This is a genomic window from Enterobacter sp. 50588862 (assembly GCF_001462935.1).
Classification (GTDB): domain Bacteria; phylum Pseudomonadota; class Gammaproteobacteria; order Enterobacterales; family Enterobacteriaceae; genus Enterobacter; species Enterobacter bugandensis.
Genome location: NZ_LNHM01000010.1, coordinates 118847 through 136164, shown reverse-complemented (window position 1 = coordinate 136164; position 17318 = coordinate 118847). Strand labels below are relative to the sequence as shown.

Annotated in this window: 15 protein-coding genes; 4 read left to right on the top strand and 11 right to left on the bottom strand. The window is 57.4% G+C overall.

What is annotated here, in order from left to right; all coding sequences use genetic code 11:
- Positions 1 to 27: 27 nt before the first annotated feature.
- From malZ to phoB, 5 genes are all read right to left on the bottom strand, one after another.
- Positions 28 to 1845, bottom strand: a complete 1818-nt coding sequence (gene malZ, locus APT89_RS05975) for a maltodextrin glucosidase (protein WP_060571921.1) — start codon at positions 1843 to 1845, stop codon at positions 28 to 30.
- Positions 1846 to 1986: 141 nt separating this feature from the next.
- Entirely contained in the window at positions 1987 to 3360 is a 1374-nt protein-coding gene (gene proY, locus APT89_RS05970; protein WP_028012135.1) for a proline-specific permease ProY, read from the bottom strand.
- A gap of 81 nt (positions 3361 to 3441) precedes the next feature.
- Positions 3442 to 4761, bottom strand: a complete 1320-nt coding sequence (gene brnQ / locus APT89_RS05965) for a branched-chain amino acid transporter carrier protein BrnQ (protein ID WP_028012134.1) — start codon at positions 4759 to 4761, stop codon at positions 3442 to 3444.
- A gap of 410 nt (positions 4762 to 5171) precedes the next feature.
- A complete protein-coding gene (gene phoR, locus APT89_RS05960) occupies positions 5172 to 6467 on the bottom strand; it encodes a phosphate regulon sensor histidine kinase PhoR (RefSeq protein ID WP_045631394.1) in 1296 nt (431 codons plus the stop codon).
- A gap of 21 nt (positions 6468 to 6488) precedes the next feature.
- Entirely contained in the window at positions 6489 to 7178 is a 690-nt protein-coding gene (gene phoB / locus APT89_RS05955; protein WP_008503265.1) for a phosphate response regulator transcription factor PhoB, read from the bottom strand.
- 187 nt (positions 7179 to 7365) lie between these two features.
- On the opposite strand from phoB, the gene sbcD reads away from it, so the two are divergent.
- Entirely contained in the window at positions 7366 to 8571 is a 1206-nt protein-coding gene (gene sbcD / locus APT89_RS05950) for an exonuclease subunit SbcD (RefSeq protein ID WP_047363941.1), read from the top strand.
- Positions 8568 to 11699 carry an exonuclease subunit SbcC gene (gene sbcC / locus APT89_RS05945; protein WP_060571920.1) on the top strand — a complete coding sequence of 1044 codons (3132 nt, stop codon included), beginning with the start codon at positions 8568 to 8570 and terminating at the stop codon, positions 11697 to 11699. The genes sbcD and sbcC overlap by 4 nt, the downstream gene beginning before the upstream one ends.
- Positions 11700 to 11779: 80 nt before the next feature.
- Here sbcC and mak read toward each other — a convergent pair whose 3' ends face one another.
- Positions 11780 to 12685, bottom strand: a complete 906-nt coding sequence (gene mak / locus APT89_RS05940; protein WP_060571919.1) for a fructokinase — start codon at positions 12683 to 12685, stop codon at positions 11780 to 11782.
- A 123-nt stretch (positions 12686 to 12808) separates the two neighbouring features.
- Between mak and rdgC the strand changes: the two genes are divergently transcribed.
- On the top strand, positions 12809 to 13723 hold the full coding sequence (rdgC, locus tag APT89_RS05935) for a recombination-associated protein RdgC (protein WP_060571918.1): 915 nt from the start codon (positions 12809 to 12811) through the stop codon (positions 13721 to 13723).
- Positions 13724 to 13769: 46 nt separating this feature from the next.
- Here the strand turns inward: rdgC and ppnP are convergent, their stop codons facing one another.
- The 5 genes from ppnP to APT89_RS05910 form a co-directional block, all read right to left on the bottom strand.
- The gene (ppnP, locus tag APT89_RS05930; protein WP_008503270.1) at positions 13770 to 14057 is read right to left on the bottom strand and encodes a pyrimidine/purine nucleoside phosphorylase; all 288 of its coding nucleotides are present in this window, start codon (positions 14055 to 14057) and stop codon (positions 13770 to 13772) included.
- A gap of 71 nt (positions 14058 to 14128) precedes the next feature.
- Positions 14129 to 14806: an AroM family protein gene (locus tag APT89_RS05925; protein ID WP_028012129.1), complete on the bottom strand. Its 678-nt coding sequence runs from the start codon at positions 14804 to 14806 to the stop codon at positions 14129 to 14131.
- 237 nt (positions 14807 to 15043) lie between these two features.
- Positions 15044 to 15235 carry a protein YaiA gene (gene yaiA / locus APT89_RS05920; protein ID WP_003859135.1) on the bottom strand — a complete coding sequence of 64 codons (192 nt, stop codon included), beginning with the start codon at positions 15233 to 15235 and terminating at the stop codon, positions 15044 to 15046.
- Positions 15236 to 15279: 44 nt separating this feature from the next.
- Positions 15280 to 15804, bottom strand: coding sequence for a shikimate kinase AroL (gene aroL / locus APT89_RS05915; RefSeq protein ID WP_028012127.1), 525 nt, complete (start codon positions 15802 to 15804; stop codon positions 15280 to 15282).
- Positions 15805 to 15948: 144 nt separating this feature from the next.
- A complete protein-coding gene (locus tag APT89_RS05910; protein ID WP_010428006.1) occupies positions 15949 to 16407 on the bottom strand; it encodes a YaiI/YqxD family protein in 459 nt (152 codons plus the stop codon).
- Between the two features lie 97 nt (positions 16408 to 16504).
- On the opposite strand from APT89_RS05910, the gene proC reads away from it, so the two are divergent.
- Positions 16505 to 17314, top strand: a complete 810-nt coding sequence (gene proC, locus APT89_RS05905; protein WP_041911103.1) for a pyrroline-5-carboxylate reductase — start codon at positions 16505 to 16507, stop codon at positions 17312 to 17314.
- Positions 17315 to 17318 lie beyond the last annotated feature (4 nt).

Here is a 17318-nt window from a genome sequence, read left to right as displayed (position 1 = left end):
CATCTTAAAAGGGGAAACTTTAGCGCATTAGCTGCCGAGCCAGACCGTCGCGGATACCGCAGGCAGCGCCAGCACGCCATCCTGTATCGTCGCCTTACCCTCTTTGTTCGTCCACGTCGCCACCTTAAGCAGCGGCGAATCATCCAGCACCACTTCGCAGGCCTCGCCCCGGTTGATCGCCACCAGCACGCGCTGCTGGTTATAGACGCGAGCAAACACCACCACGTTATCGTGGGCGTACACCACCTGACAACCGCCGTAGCGCAGGGCGAGACTCTGTTTGCGCAGCTTCGCCAGCCGCTGATACAGGCTGAACAGCACTTTGTCCTGCTTCTCTGGTGCCCACGGGAAGGTTTTGCGGCAGAACGGATCGTTGTTGCCGTCCAGCCCCACTTCGTCTCCGTAGTAAATGCACGGTACGCCCGGCCAGGTGAAGAGCCAGGTGACCGCCAGCGGCAGACGCGCCACATCCTTGCCGAGCAGGGATTTAAAGCGCGCGGTGTCGTGGCTATCGAGCAGGTTAAACATCCGCAGCTGCTGCTGATGCGACAGGCCAGCGCGATAGTTATCCATCCACGCGGCACAGGTTTCGGCGTCGATATGGTTCGGATCGTAGGAGATATCGGTGTTAGCCAGGAATCCCCACAGCGGGAAGGTAAAGCCGCGATAGTTCATCGCCGCATCTTCGGCATCGTTTTGCAGCCACTGGCGCGCGTCGCCAAAGTGTTCGCCAAAGACAAACGCCTCCGGCTGGGCCGCTTTCGCCGAACGCGCGATCCCGGCCACGTGCTGAAGGTTATTTCGCGCCCCGCCCGCTTCACCGAGCATATGCACTACATCCAGACGCCAGCCGTCCATATTCCACGGTGCCTTCAGCCAGTGACGCACGATGCTGTCTTCCCCGCCGTAAATCTCGTTCACCAGTGACGGCGACTGGAAATCCAGCTTCGGCAGGCTCGGGTAGCCCAGCCAGTCCAGCGCGCGCCCCTCCTCGTTAAAGCTGTACCAGTCGCGCTGCGGCGAATCCGGATTATGGCATGCTCCGCCCATCGACTGGTTATGCCGGTCAAACCACGCGTGCGAATCGCCGCTGTGGTTGAACACACCGTCCAGAATGAGGCGCATGCCTTCTTTTTGGGTGTTCTTACGCAGGCGCAGCAGCGCCTCGTCACCGCCAAACTGCGCGTCAACGTGGCGATAATCTTCGGTATCGTATTTGTGTACGCTCGGGGCTTTAAACACCGGGTTGAGGTACAGCGCCGTCACGCCGAGTTTTTTCAGGTACGGCAGCTTTTCGCTGATGCCGTCGAGATCGCCGCCGTAGAACGTCGAGCCGCCCGCCTGCGCCGTCACCGGTTCATCCCATTTTTTCAGGATGATGTCGTGACCCGCGGCATGATGGTAATAGACCTTGTCCTGGCCGGCGGTGCGTTTTTCGCTGCGCGCAAAGCGGTCCGGGAAAATCTGATAAAAGACCTGATCGTTAACCCACTGCGGGCCGTTATCCGGGTAATCGACGGCGAACTGCTCCAGCCGGGCCGGTGGGAAACGGCTAAACCCCTGCGGGGTAAACCACAGCTGACGGTTGTTCCACAAAAGCTTAAAGCTATAGCGACGGCGCGGCTGCCCGGTGCGCAAATCGATATTCGCCCGCCAAGCCGTAATCCCCGGCTGCGGCTGGCTGCGCAGCTTGTGCATTTTCAGCCCGGTCTCTTCGTTATCAATTTCGGCGCGGAGCGTCACGCGTTCCGGCTGATTTTCCCCCGCCAGCCAGAGCGTAATCACAAGGTTGTCTTTGTTTTGCTTAACAAATGGGGCAACCGGAAGGTGCCAGGCGTTTAACATCACGAATCCCCTCTGATGAAATTGACGTCACCTTGCCACAGGGTGGTTAAGGATAGCTCACCATGACGAGATTTATTGGGGGAGGAGGACGGGGGAGGAGGCAAAAATCCCCTCTCCCGCGAGGGAGGGGGGATAAAAATATTACTGTGCTTCTGCCAATTGACGGTCACGGCGGCACTTAAACACCCAGCCGATCAGCAGCAGAACGATCCACGCACAGCCCACGTACAGGGAAATGCGGGTATCCGGATGGTAGCCAATCAGGCCAATGATAAACACCAGGAAGATCAGCCCGACCACGGTCGTCGCCACCCCGCCCGGCACCTTAAACTTCAGCGCTTTCGCCTCATCCGGCGACAGACGGCGGCGGAAGGCAATCTGCGACAGCAGAATCATGATCCACACCCACACGGTCGCGAAGGTCGCCAGGGACGCAATCACCAGGAAGACGTTCTCCGGCATGATGTAGTTCAGGTAAACCGAGAACAGCAGCGCTACGGTCATCACCACCACCGTCACCCACGGCGTGCCGCGGCGTGAAGTTTTGGCGAACACCTTCGGCGCGCTGCCCTGCTCCGCCATGCCGTGCAGCATGCGGCCCACGCCAAAGACGTCACTGTTGATGGCCGAAAGCGACGCGGTCAGCACCACAAAGTTCAAAATGCTGGCAGCAAAGGCAATGCCCATATGCTGGAAGGTCAGGACAAACGGGCTACCGTTAGTGCCCACCTGGTTCCACGGGTAGATGGACATAATCACGAACAGCGTACCCACGTAGAACACCAGAATACGCATCGGCACCGAGTTGATGGCGCGCGGAATGGATTTCTCCGGATCTTTCGCTTCCCCGGCGGTGATGCCGATAATCTCGATGCCGCCGTAGGCGAACATGACCATCTGTAGCGACATCACCATCCCGAGCCAGCCGTTGCTGAAGAAGCCGCCGTTGCTCCAGAGGTTATGGATGCCGGTCGGCTGGCCGCCGTTGCCAATCCCCCAGATGATGATCCCGAAACCCGCCACAATCATGATGATGATGGTCGCGACCTTGAAGAAGGAGAACCAGAACTCCAGCTCGCCGAACACCTTCACGCTCATCAGATTGACGGCGCAAATGAGCAACACCACGCTCAGCACCCAGATCCAGTGCGGCACCGCCGGGAACCAGACGCCCATGTAGATGCCGAATGCGGTTACGTCGGCAATCGCCACAATCAAAATTTCGAAGCAGTAGGTCCAGCCGGTGATAAACCCGGCCAGCGGGCCGAGGTTTTCCTGCGCATAGCGGGAGAAGGAGCTGGCAGACGGGTTGTGAACCGACATCTCACCCAGCGCGCGCATGATGATATACGCCGCCACACCGCCGATGATGTAGGCCAGCAGCACGCTTGGACCGGCCATTTTGATGGCATCTGCCGAGCCATAAAAAAGACCGGTGCCGATAGCAGAGCCCAGCGCCATAAAGCGGATGTGGCGCGTGCTCAATCCGCGTTTAAGTTTGTTAGTGCTTTCCATTTAAATCTTGCCATTCAACACGAAAAAAACAAAAAACCACGGGGCCTTAAGCCCCGTGGTTAAACAGTTTGTTGCCGTTGATTAATGAGCGTTCGATGTGACCTGACGCCCTGCAGCACGGTCCCAGATAACCGCCAGAACCAGTGCAACAACGGTAGGCATCAGCCAGGCCAGGCCCTGCTCGGACAGCGGCAGACGCTGTGTCCAGGCTGGCAGAATTTCAGCGAACGCTGATGCTTTAATCCCGTCAAGGATACCAAAAATCAGGCTGATAAACATGGCTGGCGCAATAATTCGTGAGGAGTTATGCCACCACGGACGGGTGAAGCTCAGCACCACCAGCACGATGCACGGCGGATAGATCGCCGTCAGCACCGGAATAGAGACCTGAATCAGGTGGCTCAGACCGAGGTTAGACACCGCCATCGAGAAGATACCGAGGATAAACACCAGGGTACGGTAAGAGAGCGGCAGATACTGCGCAAAGAACTCTGCGCAGGCGCAGGTCAGGCCAACCGCGGTTACCAGACACGCCAGGAAGATCAGCGCCGCCAGCAGCATGCTGCCCGCCCCACCGAAGGTGTGCTGAACGTAAGCGTGCAGGATAGCCGCACCGTTCGCGTTCTGATCAACCAGCATCGCGCTGTCAGAGCCCAGGCGGAACAGCGCCAGATACAGCAGCGTCAGGCCCACACCGGCCATCAGGCCAGCCCAGATGGTATAACGGGTCAGCAAACGCGCTTCGGTCACGCCGCGGGAACGCGCGGCGTTAACGATAACGATACCAAACACCATCGCGCCCAGCGTATCCATCGTCAGGTAGCCGTTCACAAAGCCGTTAGAGAACGCGGCGTTTTTATAGGCATCCATCGCGTCGCTAATCGGGCCGGCTGGCCAGATGATGGCCGCCACGGCCAGCACGATCAGCGCTACAATTTTCAGCGGCGCCAGGAAGTTACCTACCGTGTCCAGCAGCTTGCCAGGATAGAGGGAAACCAGAATCACGATGGCGAAATAAATCAGGCTGTAGATGAACAGCGGCATCGCGCCGTCGCCGGTCAGCGGGGCGATGCCCACTTCGAAGGAAACGGTCGCGGTACGCGGGGTGGCAAACAGCGGACCAACGGCCAGATAGCAGACGGTAGCCAGCAGAACGCCAGCCACTTTGCCAATCGGGGTGCTAAGGCTATCCACGCCGCCACCGACTTTCGCCAGTGCGATAACGGTCAGTACCGGCAGGCCCACGGCAGTAATCAGGAAACCGAACGCGGCTGTCCAGACGTGTTCACCCGCCTGTAAGCCAACCATTGGAGGGAAAATGATGTTGCCTGCGCCAACGAACAGCGCAAATGTCATAAAGCCCAGCGCGATAATGTCACGCGATTTTAAGTGATGGGTCATAAAACCTTACTGCCTGTGGATGTGGTGTTGAAAACGTTGAGATTTTTCGATTTCCCTGACGGGACGATACAGCCGAAAATTTGCTCAATTTCAGCGGGAAATGCTCCCGTCCTGGCGTGGAGAAGAATAGTTTTTCGATTTACCACGCAAATACAGTCGGTCTGACAGTATCTGGGGGGCAATTTAAACGCTTATAACGTTTAAAGGCAAGGAGGGATCGCAAAACCAGAACAATATGCCAGTAAGAAAAAGCACACCAGAACAATGCGCTAATTATAGGAAAAACCCATGGCTAATCATGCGAACAAAAAACAGCCAGCCGTATAAAATTCACACGCGTTTCGCTTGACTGCAAAGCAAACGGGCCAGCGATGGCTGACCCGTGGAAAGGTAAAATGACACGCCTGCCGTCAGGCGCTCTTTTTGGCAATTAATCGTTCCGGGATAACGAAACTAAAGCGGGTTCCCTTACCCAGGGTACTCTGGATATCAAGACGGCTTTCATGGTGATTCACCGCGTGTTTCACAATAGCCAGCCCCAGGCCGCTCCCCCCCGTCTGCCGCGATCGCGCTTTATCCACCCGGTAGAAGCGCTCGGTCAGGCGCGGAATATGCTCCGGGGCGATCCCCGGCCCGTTATCCTCCACGCTAAACTCGGCGCCTGCCGGCGTATGCAGCCATCGCACCACGATATCCGTTCCTTCCGGCGTATGGTTTACCGCGTTGTACACCAGGTTGGAGATAGCGCTACGCAGTTCATCCTCGCTGCCCAGCACCTTCAGCGTGTTGTCGACGTCAAAGGTCAGCTGATGTTTTTTATGGCTTAACGTCTGCGCTTCACGCTCGACGACGCGCAGCATCATTGGCACATCAATGGTGTCATTCAGCGCAAGAGAAGGCGCCGCTTCAATCTTTGACAGCGTCAGCAACTGCTTCACCAGCCCTTCCATACGGTGCGTTTGCTCGCGCATCGTATGCAGCGCTTTTTCACGCGGCGCGCCTTCCAGGGTTTGCTCCTGCATCATCTCCAGGTAGCCCTGCAGCACGGTCAACGGGGTGCGTAGTTCGTGGCTGACGTTGGCGAAGAAGTTACGACGCGCCCCTTCCAACTGGTGCATCTGGGTGACGTCGCGCGCCACCATCAGCCACTGGCGATCGCTGTAGGGCATCACGCGGATTTCCAGATGGCGACCGTTATTCAGCTTCAGATTGTGGGGACGGGTGAAATCACGCTTTTTCAGATACAGCGTGAACTCGGGATAACGCAGAAGGTTGAGGATGTTCTGACCATTGTCGTCCGGCCAGCGCAGGCCCAGCAGCTGTTGCGCAAGCCCGTTACACCAGAAAATAGTTCCTTCTTCTGTCGTCAGGATCACCGCATCCGGCAGCGACTCTGCACCGCTGCGAAAGCGTTTGATCAGGCTTCCCAGCTCGCGGCGACGCTTTTTATTACGCATCTGCATCTGGTGCAGGCCGTACAGCAGCGGCTCCCAGCTGCCGCTTCCCGGCGGCGGGGTCATACTGCGGTCCACCCACAGCCACCAGGAGAGACGCAGCAGGTTCCAGAAATGCCAGGCTAACAGCCCGGTGACCGCCGCCAGCAGAAACCACGGCAAATGCCCAAGTAAGGCCCCCAGAAGAAGGGCCGGAATACAGCATAAGATCAGTTCAAAGACGAGCCTTTTCCATGACAGACGTTCCAGCACGCGTCACACTCCTGTCATTATTCAGAAACGGGTCGAGAAACGATAACCCGTGCCGCGGACCGTCTGTACCATGCGATCGTGGCCGCTCAGTTCCAGCGCTTTTCGCAGGCGGCGAATATGTACGTCAACCGTCCGGTCTTCGACATACACGTTAGTTCCCCAGACGTTATTCAGCAACTGCTCGCGGCTGTAAACGCGTTCCGGATGGGTCATAAAGAAGTGCAGGAGTTTAAATTCGGTAGGCCCCATGTCGAGGGGATTTTCACCCGTCATCACGCGGTGAGACGTCGGATCAAGGCTCAGCCCCTGCATCTCAATCACCTCTTCCACCGCCATCGGCGAAATACGGCGCATCACGGCTTTAATGCGGGCCACCAGCTCTTTGGGGGAGAACGGTTTGGTAATGTAATCGTCCGCGCCGGTCTCCAGACCGCGCACACGATCCTCTTCTTCTCCGCGCGCCGTAAGCATCACAACCGGGATGTCGCGGGTCAGCGCTTCACGCTTCAGGTGTTTGATAAACTGCAGTCCGGAGCCGCCGGGCAACATCCAGTCAAGCAGAATCAGATCGGGCCAGGGTTCATTCAGCTGGTTCACCGCGCTGTCATAATCTTCCGCTTCAACCGGCTGGAAGCCGTTTTGCTCGAGCACGAAGCACACCATTTCACGAATTGGAGCTTCATCTTCTACGACCAGAATACGTCTCGCCATACTTTGCCCTGTCTTATCTTATTTAAGTTACAAGTTTGTAATGCGGCGCCATTATGCGTCAGATTTATGACAGATTTATGAAAAACAGTACCACTATAAATGGCAAACTGTTGTTTTATTACAGCGGTTATTTTCCCTTCTCTGAACGTTTATAATCCTGCTTTCTCTTTTTTGCCACGGATCAGCTATGCGCATACTTCACACCTCGGACTGGCATCTGGGTCAAAATTTTTACAGCAAAAGCCGTGCGGCTGAACATGAAGCGTTCCTGAACTGGCTGCTGGAAACGGCCCGGACGCATGAGGTGGACGCGATTATCGTGGCGGGAGATATTTTTGATACCGGCTCGCCGCCGAGCTATGCGCGTGAGCTGTACAACCGCTTCGTGGTGAATCTGCAGCAAACCGGCTGTCATCTGGTGATTGTCGCCGGCAACCATGATTCCGTCGCGACGCTTAACGAATCCCGCGACATCCTGGCATTTCTCAATACCACCGTCGTCGCCAGCGCAGGGCACGCCCCGCAGATCCTGAAAAAGCGCGACGGGTCGCCGGGCGCGGTACTGTGTCCGATTCCCTTTTTACGTCCGCGCGACATCGTGCAAAGCCAGGCGGGACTGTCGGGCGCGGAAAAGCAGCGGCATTTATTGCAGGCCATCACCGACTACTATCACCAGCAGCACGCGGAAGCCTGTGCCCTGCGCGGTGAACAGGCCATTCCGGTCATTGCCACCGGGCACCTCACCACCGTCGGTGCCAGCAAAAGTGACGCGGTCCGCGAGATCTATATCGGTACGCTGGACGCCTTTCCGGCGCAAAACTTCCCGCCCGCGGACTACATCGCGCTCGGGCACATTCACCGCGCCCAGGTCATCGGCGGCTGTGAGCATATCCGCTACTGTGGCTCCCCTATTTCGCTCAGCTTCGATGAAACCGGAAAAGCCAAATCCGTGCATCTGGTGAGCTTTGATGAGGGCAAACTCAGCGCCGTCGAGACGCTGGAAGTGCCGGTCACCCAGCCGCTGGCGGTGCTGAAGGGCGATCTGGCTGCCATCACCGCCCAGCTTGAGCAGTGGCGCGGCGCTGAGCTTAACCCGCCCGTCTGGCTGGATATTGAAATCACCACCGATGACTACCTGCACGATATGCAGCGGAAAATTCAGGCGCTGACCGAAGAGTTGCCGGTTGAGGTGCTGCTGGTACGCCGCAGCCGCGAGCAGCGCGAGAAAATTCTGCTCGGCGCCCAGCGCGAAACGCTTAGCGAACTGCGCGTAGAAGAGGTGTTCGAGCGCCGACTGTCGCAGGAAGAGATCGATGATGCGAAGCGCGTCAGGCTCAACGAGCTGTTCAGCCATACTCTGCACGCCCTCAATGACGAGGAAGAAAACGCATGAAAATTCTGAGCCTGCGCCTGAAAAATCTCAACTCCCTCAAGGGCGAGTGGAAAATTGACTTCACCGCGGAGCCTTTTGCCAGCAACGGTCTGTTTGCCATCACTGGCGCAACCGGCGCAGGTAAAACCACCCTGCTCGATGCCATCTGCCTGGCGCTCTACCACGAAACCCCGCGCCTGAATAAGGTCTCTCAGGCGCAAAACGATCTGATGACGCGCGATACCGCCGAGTGCCTGGCGGAAGTGGAGTTTGAGGTGAAAGGCGTTGCCTATCGCGCATTCTGGAGCCAGAACCGGGCGCGCAACCAGCCGGACGGGAATTTGCAGGCACCGCGCGTGGAACTGGCCCGCTGCGAGGATGGCAAGATTCTGGCCGATAAGGTGTCGGATAAACTGGAGCAAACCGCGGCGCTCACCGGGCTGGACTACGGCCGTTTTACCCGCTCAATGCTGCTCTCGCAGGGGCAATTTGCAGCCTTCCTGAATGCCAAACCTGCCGACCGAGCAGAACTGCTGGAAGAACTCACCGGCACCGAAATCTACGGTCAGATTTCCGCCATGGTGTTTGAGAAACACAAAGCCGCCCGCAGCGAGCTTGAAAAGTGCGAGGCGCAGGCGGCGGGCGTCGTGCTGCTCAGTGAAGAACAACAGCAGCAGTTGCAGCAAAGTTTGCAGGCACTTACTGACGAAGAGAAAACCCTGCTGGAACAGCAGCAAAACCAACAGAAAGATTTTCAGTGGCTTACGCGTCATGACGAGCTCGTGCGGGAGCAGCAGCGCGTTACCGCCCTGCAGCAGCAGGCGCAACAGGCGCAGGCGAACGCGGCGCCGGAACTGGCAAAACTCCAGCTTGCCCAGCCCGCCGCCCAGCTTCGTCCGCTCTGGGAGCATCAGCAGGAGCAAACCGCACGTCTGACGCAAACCCAGCAGCGAATTAACGAAGTAAATACTCGCTTACAGACCAAAACTGCACTGCGCGCGCGGATCCGCAATACCGCCCTGCGTACCCATGAGCGGCTACAGGCCGAACTGACGGCGCTGGGACAGTGGCTGGCGGAGAATGAGCGTTATCGCCTGCTGGGCCAGGAAATTGCCGGCTGGCGCGCCCAGTTCTCACAGCTAAACCGTGACAAAAGTCAGCTCGTCGCGCTTGCTGCGCGGATGACTGAGCTACGTCAGAAGCTGGCTGAGATGCCGGAAAATACGCTGACGCTGACGGCGGATGAGGTCTGCGCGGCCATGGAGCAGCAGTCCCGGTCCCGCACGCTGCGCCAGCAGCTGACGTCGCTGCATGCCCGCTATCAGCCGCTGCAAAAGCGCCTGAGCCAGAACGGTGAAAGCGTGCAGAAAGCCCAGGCGGAGCAGAGCAAGCTCAATGAAACCCTGGCGCTGCGCCGCCAGCAGTACAAAGAGAAACACCAGCACTATCTGGACCTGAAAGCCCTTTGCGAACGTGAAGCGACGATTAAAAATCTGGAAAGCTATCGCTCACGGCTTGAGGCAGGCAAACCCTGCCCGCTGTGCGGCTCCCACGAGCATCCTGCCGTGGAGACCTACCGGTCGCTTGAGCTGACGGATAACCAGCGTCGCCGTGATGTACTCGAAAAAGAGGTCGCCGCGCTTAAGGAGGAAGGCCTGCTGGTGCTGGGACAGGTTAATGCTCTGGCTCAACAGATCCAGCGTGAGACAGACGAAGCGCAGACGCTTTCTCAGGAAGAGCAAGCACTCACTAAAGCGTGGCTGGAGGCGTGCGCGTCTTTGAATATCGCATTGAATATTCAGGAGGATATCGCGCCATGGATGAACGAGCAGGAACACTACGAGCGCCAGCTTTACCAGCTCAGCCAGCGTCTGAACCTGCAAAACCAGCTGAACGAGCAGGAAGCGCAGGAACGCCAGTATCAGCAGCAGCGCACCGCAACGCGCCAGGCGCTGGAACATACTCTGCTCGCGCTCTCGCTTAGCGTTCCCGAAGAGGGCAATGAAGCCGACTGGCTGCACGCCCGCGAAGCGGAATTTGCCCACTGGCAGGAGAAGCAAACGCAACACGGCGTGCTTCAGGAACGCGTGAGCGCGCTGAAGCCGCTGCTCGACACGCTTCCGGCAACACACGGTGAAGAGGCTGAACCGGCCATTCCTGATGACTGGCGCGACATCCACAATGAATGCGTGTCGCTGCAAAGCCAGCTCGCCGCCCTGCAGCAGCAGGAGGCGCTGGAGCGCGAGCGCCTGCAGCAATCGCAGACGCAGTTCACCGCGGCGCTCTCCGCAAGCTGTTTTGCCGATCGGGACGCGTTCCTTGCCGCGCTGCTGGATGACGATACTATTCGCCGCCTCGAACAGTTGAAACAGTCGCTGGAAAACCAGATACAGCAGGCCGCGGCCCTTTCCGGCCAGGCTAATCAGCAGCTGCAGGCGCACCTTGCGCTGCGCCCGGAAGAACTTGACGCGGATGCGTCTACCCTGCCAAGCCAGCTGCAGCAGCTGGCGCAACGGCTTCGTGAGAACACCACGCATCAGGGCGAGATCCGCCAGCAGCTTAAGCAGGACAGCGATAACCGCCAGCATCAGCAGGCGTTAATGCTGCAAATTGAAGAGGCCGCGCGCCAGGCCGACGACTGGGGCTATCTCAACGCGCTGATCGGCTCCAGCTCCGGCGACAAATTCCGCAAGTTCGCTCAGGGGCTGACGCTGGATAACCTGGTCTGGCTCGCAAACCAGCAGCTTAACCGCCTGCACGGCCGTTATCTCCTACAGCGTAAGGCCAGCGAGGCGCTGGAGCTGGAAGTGGTCGACACCTGGCAGGCCGATGCGGTGCGCGATACGCGCACGCTCTCCGGCGGCGAGAGCTTCCTGGTCAGCCTTGCGCTCGCGTTAGCGCTTTCTGACCTGGTCAGTCACAAAACGCGGATTGATTCCCTGTTCCTGGATGAGGGATTCGGCACGCTCGACAGTGAAACGCTGGATACCGCGCTGGATGCGCTCGACGCGCTGAACGCCACCGGGAAAACCATCGGGGTGATTAGCCACGTCGAGGCGATGAAAGAGCGCATTCCGGTGCAGATCAAGGTGAAGAAGATCAACGGACTGGGGTATAGCAGGCTGGACAGGGAGTTTGCGGTGGGGTGAGTGTTGGGTCGATTCGGTCTGGTGCCCTCACCCTGGCCCTCTAAACATCAAAAACGGCAACGCAAGTTGCCGTTTTGCGTTTACTCCGGCCATAACCACGCCGCGCCGCGCACGCCGCTGGAGTCGCCGTGGACGGCTTTGCGGATCGGGGTTTCGCACTCGCCGCCGAAGACCCACTGTTTCACCAGATTTGGTACCGTGGCGTACAGCCGGTCAACGTTGCTCATGCCACCGCCGAGCACAATCACGTCCGGATCGAGAATGTTCACTACGTGCGCCAGCGATTTCGCCAGACGCATTTCGTAGCGGCTGAGCGCCAGTTCGGCCACCGGATCCTGTTCTTCCACCAAACGCATAATCTCGTTCCCCTTGAGGGGCTGGCCGCTCAGGCGGTGGTAGTCGGTCGCAAAACCGGTGCCGGAGATAAAGGTCTCGATACAGCCCTGCTTGCCGCAGTAGCACGGCACCTCGGCGCGGTATTTGAGTTCATCTACATCCATCCACGGCAGCGGGTTGTGCCCCCACTCACCCGCCGTGCCGTTGCCGCCGATATGTGAACGTCCGCCAAAGGCCACGCCCGCGCCGCAGCCGGTACCGATAATCACCGCAAACACGGTCTGCGCTCCTGCGGCTGCACCATCAACGGCCTCTGAGACCGCCAGGCAGTTAGCGTCATTCGCCAGGCGCACTTCCCGGTTCAGACGCTGGCTCAAATCCTTATCAAACGGCTGACCGTTGAGCCAGGTAGAGTTGGCGTTTTTCACCACACCCGTATAAGGCGAAATGGAGCCGGGGATTCCCATCCCGACCGTGCCCCTCTCGCCCGTCGCCTGCTCGGCCATATCAACCAGCCGGGCAATCGTCTCGATCGTCTGGTGATAATCATCGCGCGGCGTCGGCAGACGGTGGCGGAACAGCTGTTCCCCCTGCTCGCTTAATGCGATGACTTCTGTTTTGGTGCCGCCCAAATCAATCCCAATACGCACAAGACTCTCCTCATTATTTTGATTATCAACAGAGTAGAAGCACGCTTCCCGATTAGCAATGCAAGCGATGCGACAATTCGTTATCATGCCCGCTGATTTAACGACAAGGCCGTGGAAATTATCATGCTGTGGTTCAAAAATTTGATGGTTTACCGTCTCAGCCGCGACGTTTCGCTGCGCGCAGAAGAGATGGAAAAACAGTTAGCCGCTTATAGCTTTTCCCCTTGCGGTAGCCAGGATATGGCGAAAACCGGTTGGGTTCCGCCAATGGGTTCGCAAAGCGATGCACTGACCCACGCCAGCAGCACGGGTCAAATCATCGTCTGCGCCCGCAAAGAAGAGAAAATTCTGCCCACGCCGGTGGTTAAGCAGGCGCTTGAAGCAAAAATTTTCAAGCTGGAAGCCGAGCAGGGCCGCAAGCTGAAAAAAACCGAAAAAGACTCGCTGAAAGATGAAGTTCTGCACTCTCTGCTGCCGCGCGCCTTCAGCCGCTTCAGCCAGACGATGATGTGGTTCGATACCGTTAACGGGCTGATCATGGTGGACTGCGCCAGCGCCAAAAAAGCGGAAGATACGCTGGCCCTGCTGCGTAAAAGCATCGGCTCTTTACCGGTCGTACCGCTGGCGCTGGAAACGCCGATTGAGCTGACCCTGACCGAGTGGGTTCGCAGCGGTACCGCGGCGCAAGGTTTCCAGATCCTGGACGAAGCCGAGCTGAAAGCCCTGCTGGAAGATGGCGGCGTGATCCGCGCGAAAAAGCAGGATCTGGTGAGCGATGAGATCGCCGTACACATTGAAGCGGGCAAAGTGGTCACCAAACTGGCGCTCGACTGGCAGCAGCGCATTCAGTTCGTGATGTGCGACGACGGTTCCGTGAAGCGTCTGAAGTTCTGCGACGAGCTGCGCGATCAAAACGAAGATATCGACCGGGAAGATTACGCCCAGCGCTTTGACGCAGACTTTATCCTGATGACCGGCGAACTGGCCGCGTTAATTCAGAATCTGGTGGAAGGTCTCGGCGGCGAAGCGCAGAGATAATTTCCCCTCACCCTGATCCTCTCCCCAAAGGGGAGAGGAAAGACGATTATTTCAGGTAGCGGCACAGATAAGAGGTCGGTTCAGCGACCTGCAAATGAAATTCGCTGTGGCCAGGGACGTTGAAAACTTGCCCGGCAGCGTAAACTTTCCATTCCGTTTCACCCGGCAGTAAGACGTTCAGCGCGCCGCTGACCACCGTCATTTCTTCCGCTTCCGCCGTGCCAAAGGTATATTCCCCTTCAGCCATAACGCCCACACTGGCGCGGCCAGTGCTGCTGCTGGTAAAACCGATGGATTTCACTTTACCGGAAAAGTATTCGTTACTTTGAAGCATGAACTGGCCCTTATATTCAGAGATAAAAATTCACTATAGGGGCCATGCTCATCACCTGTCACGCAAAATCATTACGTCAGAAGTTCTGAGGCCAGGCGAGCCATCAGAACGTTGGATAACAGCACCGGCACGTCCAGCGCCTTTTGCAGTAAATCCCGGTGATGCTGGTGAAAACCAAGACAGTCCAGAATCAATACATCCGCCCCTCTCTCCAGCAGCTCCTTCCCGGCAGCAATGAGTTTAGCCTCGCTGTCCCAGAAGGGGTTTGCCAGCGCATACAGGGGCGTTTTTTCGAGCACGTGCCACTTTGCTTCCTGGTTGTCCATAAGCTCCTCGATGGGCACAATGACCCCCACCTGATGCCCGTCAACAATGGAGGCTACCAGCGGAGGAATAATGCGCATCGGCTCAAGCAAAATCGCATTGCGCGCGATGAGCCCCTTAATGGGGGCGGTGCTCATCAGCAAAATTACGTCATATTGCTGATTATCGAGTACTTCTATTACTGCCTGCAGCGAACGCTCTATTTTCTGCCGAGAAACATGCGCCAGTTTACCGTCGCTTAATAACGTCGCCAGGGGATCCTCCCCCGCCTCTACAGCGTAGTCTTCCATGACCTCTTCCCGGCTCATCTTACCCAGCAGGCTGAGATGCGTGATCTGTTGTTCAGATACATGCTCGGTTAAGAGCGGTAACACTTCGCTTACAGGGACCACACCAATGGTGAGGATCGCCAACGTTGCCTTCATCTTCTTCGCCTTCCATCACTACAAATACGTATACACAAGTACAGGCTCTCTACGCTGTACAGTTCGTTTTTTCAACAAAACAGCACCAAGCGTAGCAGGCGATCTCTACCCCGAAATGTAAAGATCGCCTGCCGGTAACGGAGCTACCTGTAATAACTAAATATTAACTCCTGCTTAACATTTACGATGAGTAAAAAGTGTGATTCAGGCACGGTATTGGAGCGTTTAGGAAAACATTCACGACTTTTCGGGATCTTCGTAGCGCCGTTTGGCATCCAGCGCTTCCTGTTCAGTCTCATGTTCACTGATCAGCGAGTCCGGTTTGGGGTGATCGGCACGCAGCTGGTACCAGGTGACGGTCTGGTCGCCATTGCCTTTTTCAACGGTAACAATACGTGCTTCGCGCGGATAGGGAGGTCTGGTTGGCATAGCTCATCCTTTTTTTATGTCTGAGCTATCAGTATAGACGGCGGTTAGCTGGCACACGCCAGACGCAGGGCGGTAATAATCTGAATTACCACATCTTCCGGGGCCGCAGAGGCATCCACGACATGGTGTGCCGCTTCACGGTAGAGGGCATCACGCTCGGCCAGCACTTCGCTCACCTCTTCGCTGAGCGGTCGTGAGGTCAGCGCCGGGCGTTGTCCCTCTTCAGGAAATGCTTCAAGTCGCCCTACCAGAGCCGCCACCGGCGCGCAGAGATAGATCACAATGCCTTTTTCGCGCATAAAGTGACGATTACATTCGGCCAGAACAATACCGCCTCCCGTCGCAATGACGGCTGACGGCGTGGTGACCGCTTTCAGCGCGGCCGTTTCGCGGGCGCGAAAGCTTTCCCATCCCTCTTGCTCCACGATGTCTGCGATGGTTTTGCCGGCCTCGGTCTGCAGCCAGTGGTCGGTATCAACAAACTGACGATGACATGCGCGTGCCAGTTCCACGCCAACGGTGGTTTTCCCACAGCCGCGGGGGCCAACTAAAAAGATGGGTTGGGTCATAGCCAGGTGTTCCCCTTGATGCCGAATGGCTGAAGAGTGTAAAGAAATAATTGCAGAAGATGTGTCGAATACTTTACTGCAAAGCGGTACGGGATGACAACCCTGTGGAGGCCACACTGTACCACATATTGACAATAATTATCATTACGCCGTACGGCGCTTCACTTCCAGCAGCCATTTATCCAGTTCGGCAGCAAACTGCTGGCGATCGCGCTGGGACAGGCTGTCCGGTCCACCGGTCTGCACGCCGCTGGCCCGCATCGTATCCATAAAATCACGCATAGTGAGTTTTTCCCGGATGGTTGAAGGCGAATAACGCTCGCCGCGAGGATTGAGCGCCGCCGCCCCTTTCTCCAGCACTTCCGCCGCCAGCGGAATATCGGCGGTGATGACCAGATCTTCCGCGCTGCACAGACGAACAATTTCATTATCCGCCACGTCGAACCCGGCCGGCACGCGGAGGGAGCGAATGAACCGCGAAGGCGGGACGCGAATATTCTGGTTCGCCACCAGCGTCAGCGGCATCTGAACGCGCTCGGCGGCGCGGAATAAAATCTCTTTAATCACATTCGGACACGCGTCCGCATCAACCCAAATCGCCATGTTGTCTCCCCATAATGACTCTGCCGACTATTGTCGCCTGCATTTCGTTGTTAAGCTATCAATCAGAGAAAACAACGCATAATGACGGAGAATCATGATGGACAAGAAAATCGGGTTTATCGGCTGCGGTAACATGGGCAAAGCCATCCTGGGCGGCCTGATCGCCAGCGGGCAGGTTCTGCCGGGTCAGATTTGGGTTTATACCCCGTCACCGGATAACGTCGCCGCGTTGCGCGATCAATACGGGATCAACGCCGCCGAAAGCGCGCAGGAGGTGGCCCAGGTTGCCGATATCGTCTTTGGTGCCGTTAAGCCGAACATCATGATCAAAGTGTTAAGCGACATCACCTCCAGCCTGAATAAAGAGACGCTGGTCGTGTCGATTGCCGCAGGCGTGACGCTCGATCAGCTGGCGCGCGCGCTGGGCCACGATCGTAAAATCGTTCGCGCGATGCCGAATACCCCCTCACTGGTCAACGCCGGTATGACCTCCGTCACCCCTAACGCGCTGGTGACTTCAGAAGAGGTGGCGGACGTGCTAAACATTTTCCGCTGCTTCGGCGAGGCGGAAGTGATTGCAGAATCCATGATCCATCCAGTGGTCGGCGTGAGTGGTTCAGCCCCCGCGTACGTTTTCATGTTTTTAGAAGCGATGGCGGACGCCGCCGTGCTTGGCGGTATGCCGCGCGCGCAGGCGTATAAATTCGCCGCGCAGGCTGTGATGGGCTCCGCCAAAATGGTGCTGGAGACCGGTAAACACCCGGGTGAACTGAAGGATATGGTCTGCTCCCCGGCCGGTACCACCATCGAAGCGGTGCGGGTGCTGGAAGAACGCGGGTTCCGTTCTGCGGTTATCGAAGCGATGGCAAAATGCATGGAAAAGTCAGAGAAGCTGAGTAAATCCTGATGTC

Bases quoted from the DNA above. Each gene is read 5' to 3' on its own strand.
- aroL (WP_028012127.1), bottom strand. From the start codon at position 15,804: ATGACCCAACCCATCTTTTTAGTTGGCCCCCGCGGCTGTGGGAAAACC.
- malZ (WP_060571921.1), bottom strand. From the start codon at position 1,845: ATGTTAAACGCCTGGCACCTTCCGGTTGCCCCATTTGTTAAGCAAAAC.
- sbcD (WP_047363941.1), top strand. From the start codon at position 7,366: ATGCGCATACTTCACACCTCGGACTGGCATCTGGGTCAAAATTTTTAC.
- yaiA (WP_003859135.1), bottom strand. From the start codon at position 15,235: ATGCCAACCAGACCTCCCTATCCGCGCGAAGCACGTATTGTTACCGTT.
- proY (WP_028012135.1), bottom strand. From the start codon at position 3,360: ATGGAAAGCACTAACAAACTTAAACGCGGATTGAGCACGCGCCACATC.
- APT89_RS05925 (WP_028012129.1), bottom strand. From the start codon at position 14,806: ATGAAGGCAACGTTGGCGATCCTCACCATTGGTGTGGTCCCTGTAAGC.
- sbcC (WP_060571920.1), top strand. From the start codon at position 8,568: ATGAAAATTCTGAGCCTGCGCCTGAAAAATCTCAACTCCCTCAAGGGC.
- brnQ (WP_028012134.1), bottom strand. From the start codon at position 4,761: ATGACCCATCACTTAAAATCGCGTGACATTATCGCGCTGGGCTTTATG.
- ppnP (WP_008503270.1), bottom strand. From the start codon at position 14,057: ATGCTTCAAAGTAACGAATACTTTTCCGGTAAAGTGAAATCCATCGGT.
- rdgC (WP_060571918.1), top strand. From the start codon at position 12,809: ATGCTGTGGTTCAAAAATTTGATGGTTTACCGTCTCAGCCGCGACGTT.
- proC (WP_041911103.1), top strand. From the start codon at position 16,505: ATGGACAAGAAAATCGGGTTTATCGGCTGCGGTAACATGGGCAAAGCC.
- APT89_RS05910 (WP_010428006.1), bottom strand. From the start codon at position 16,407: ATGGCGATTTGGGTTGATGCGGACGCGTGTCCGAATGTGATTAAAGAG.
- phoB (WP_008503265.1), bottom strand. From the start codon at position 7,178: ATGGCGAGACGTATTCTGGTCGTAGAAGATGAAGCTCCAATTCGTGAA.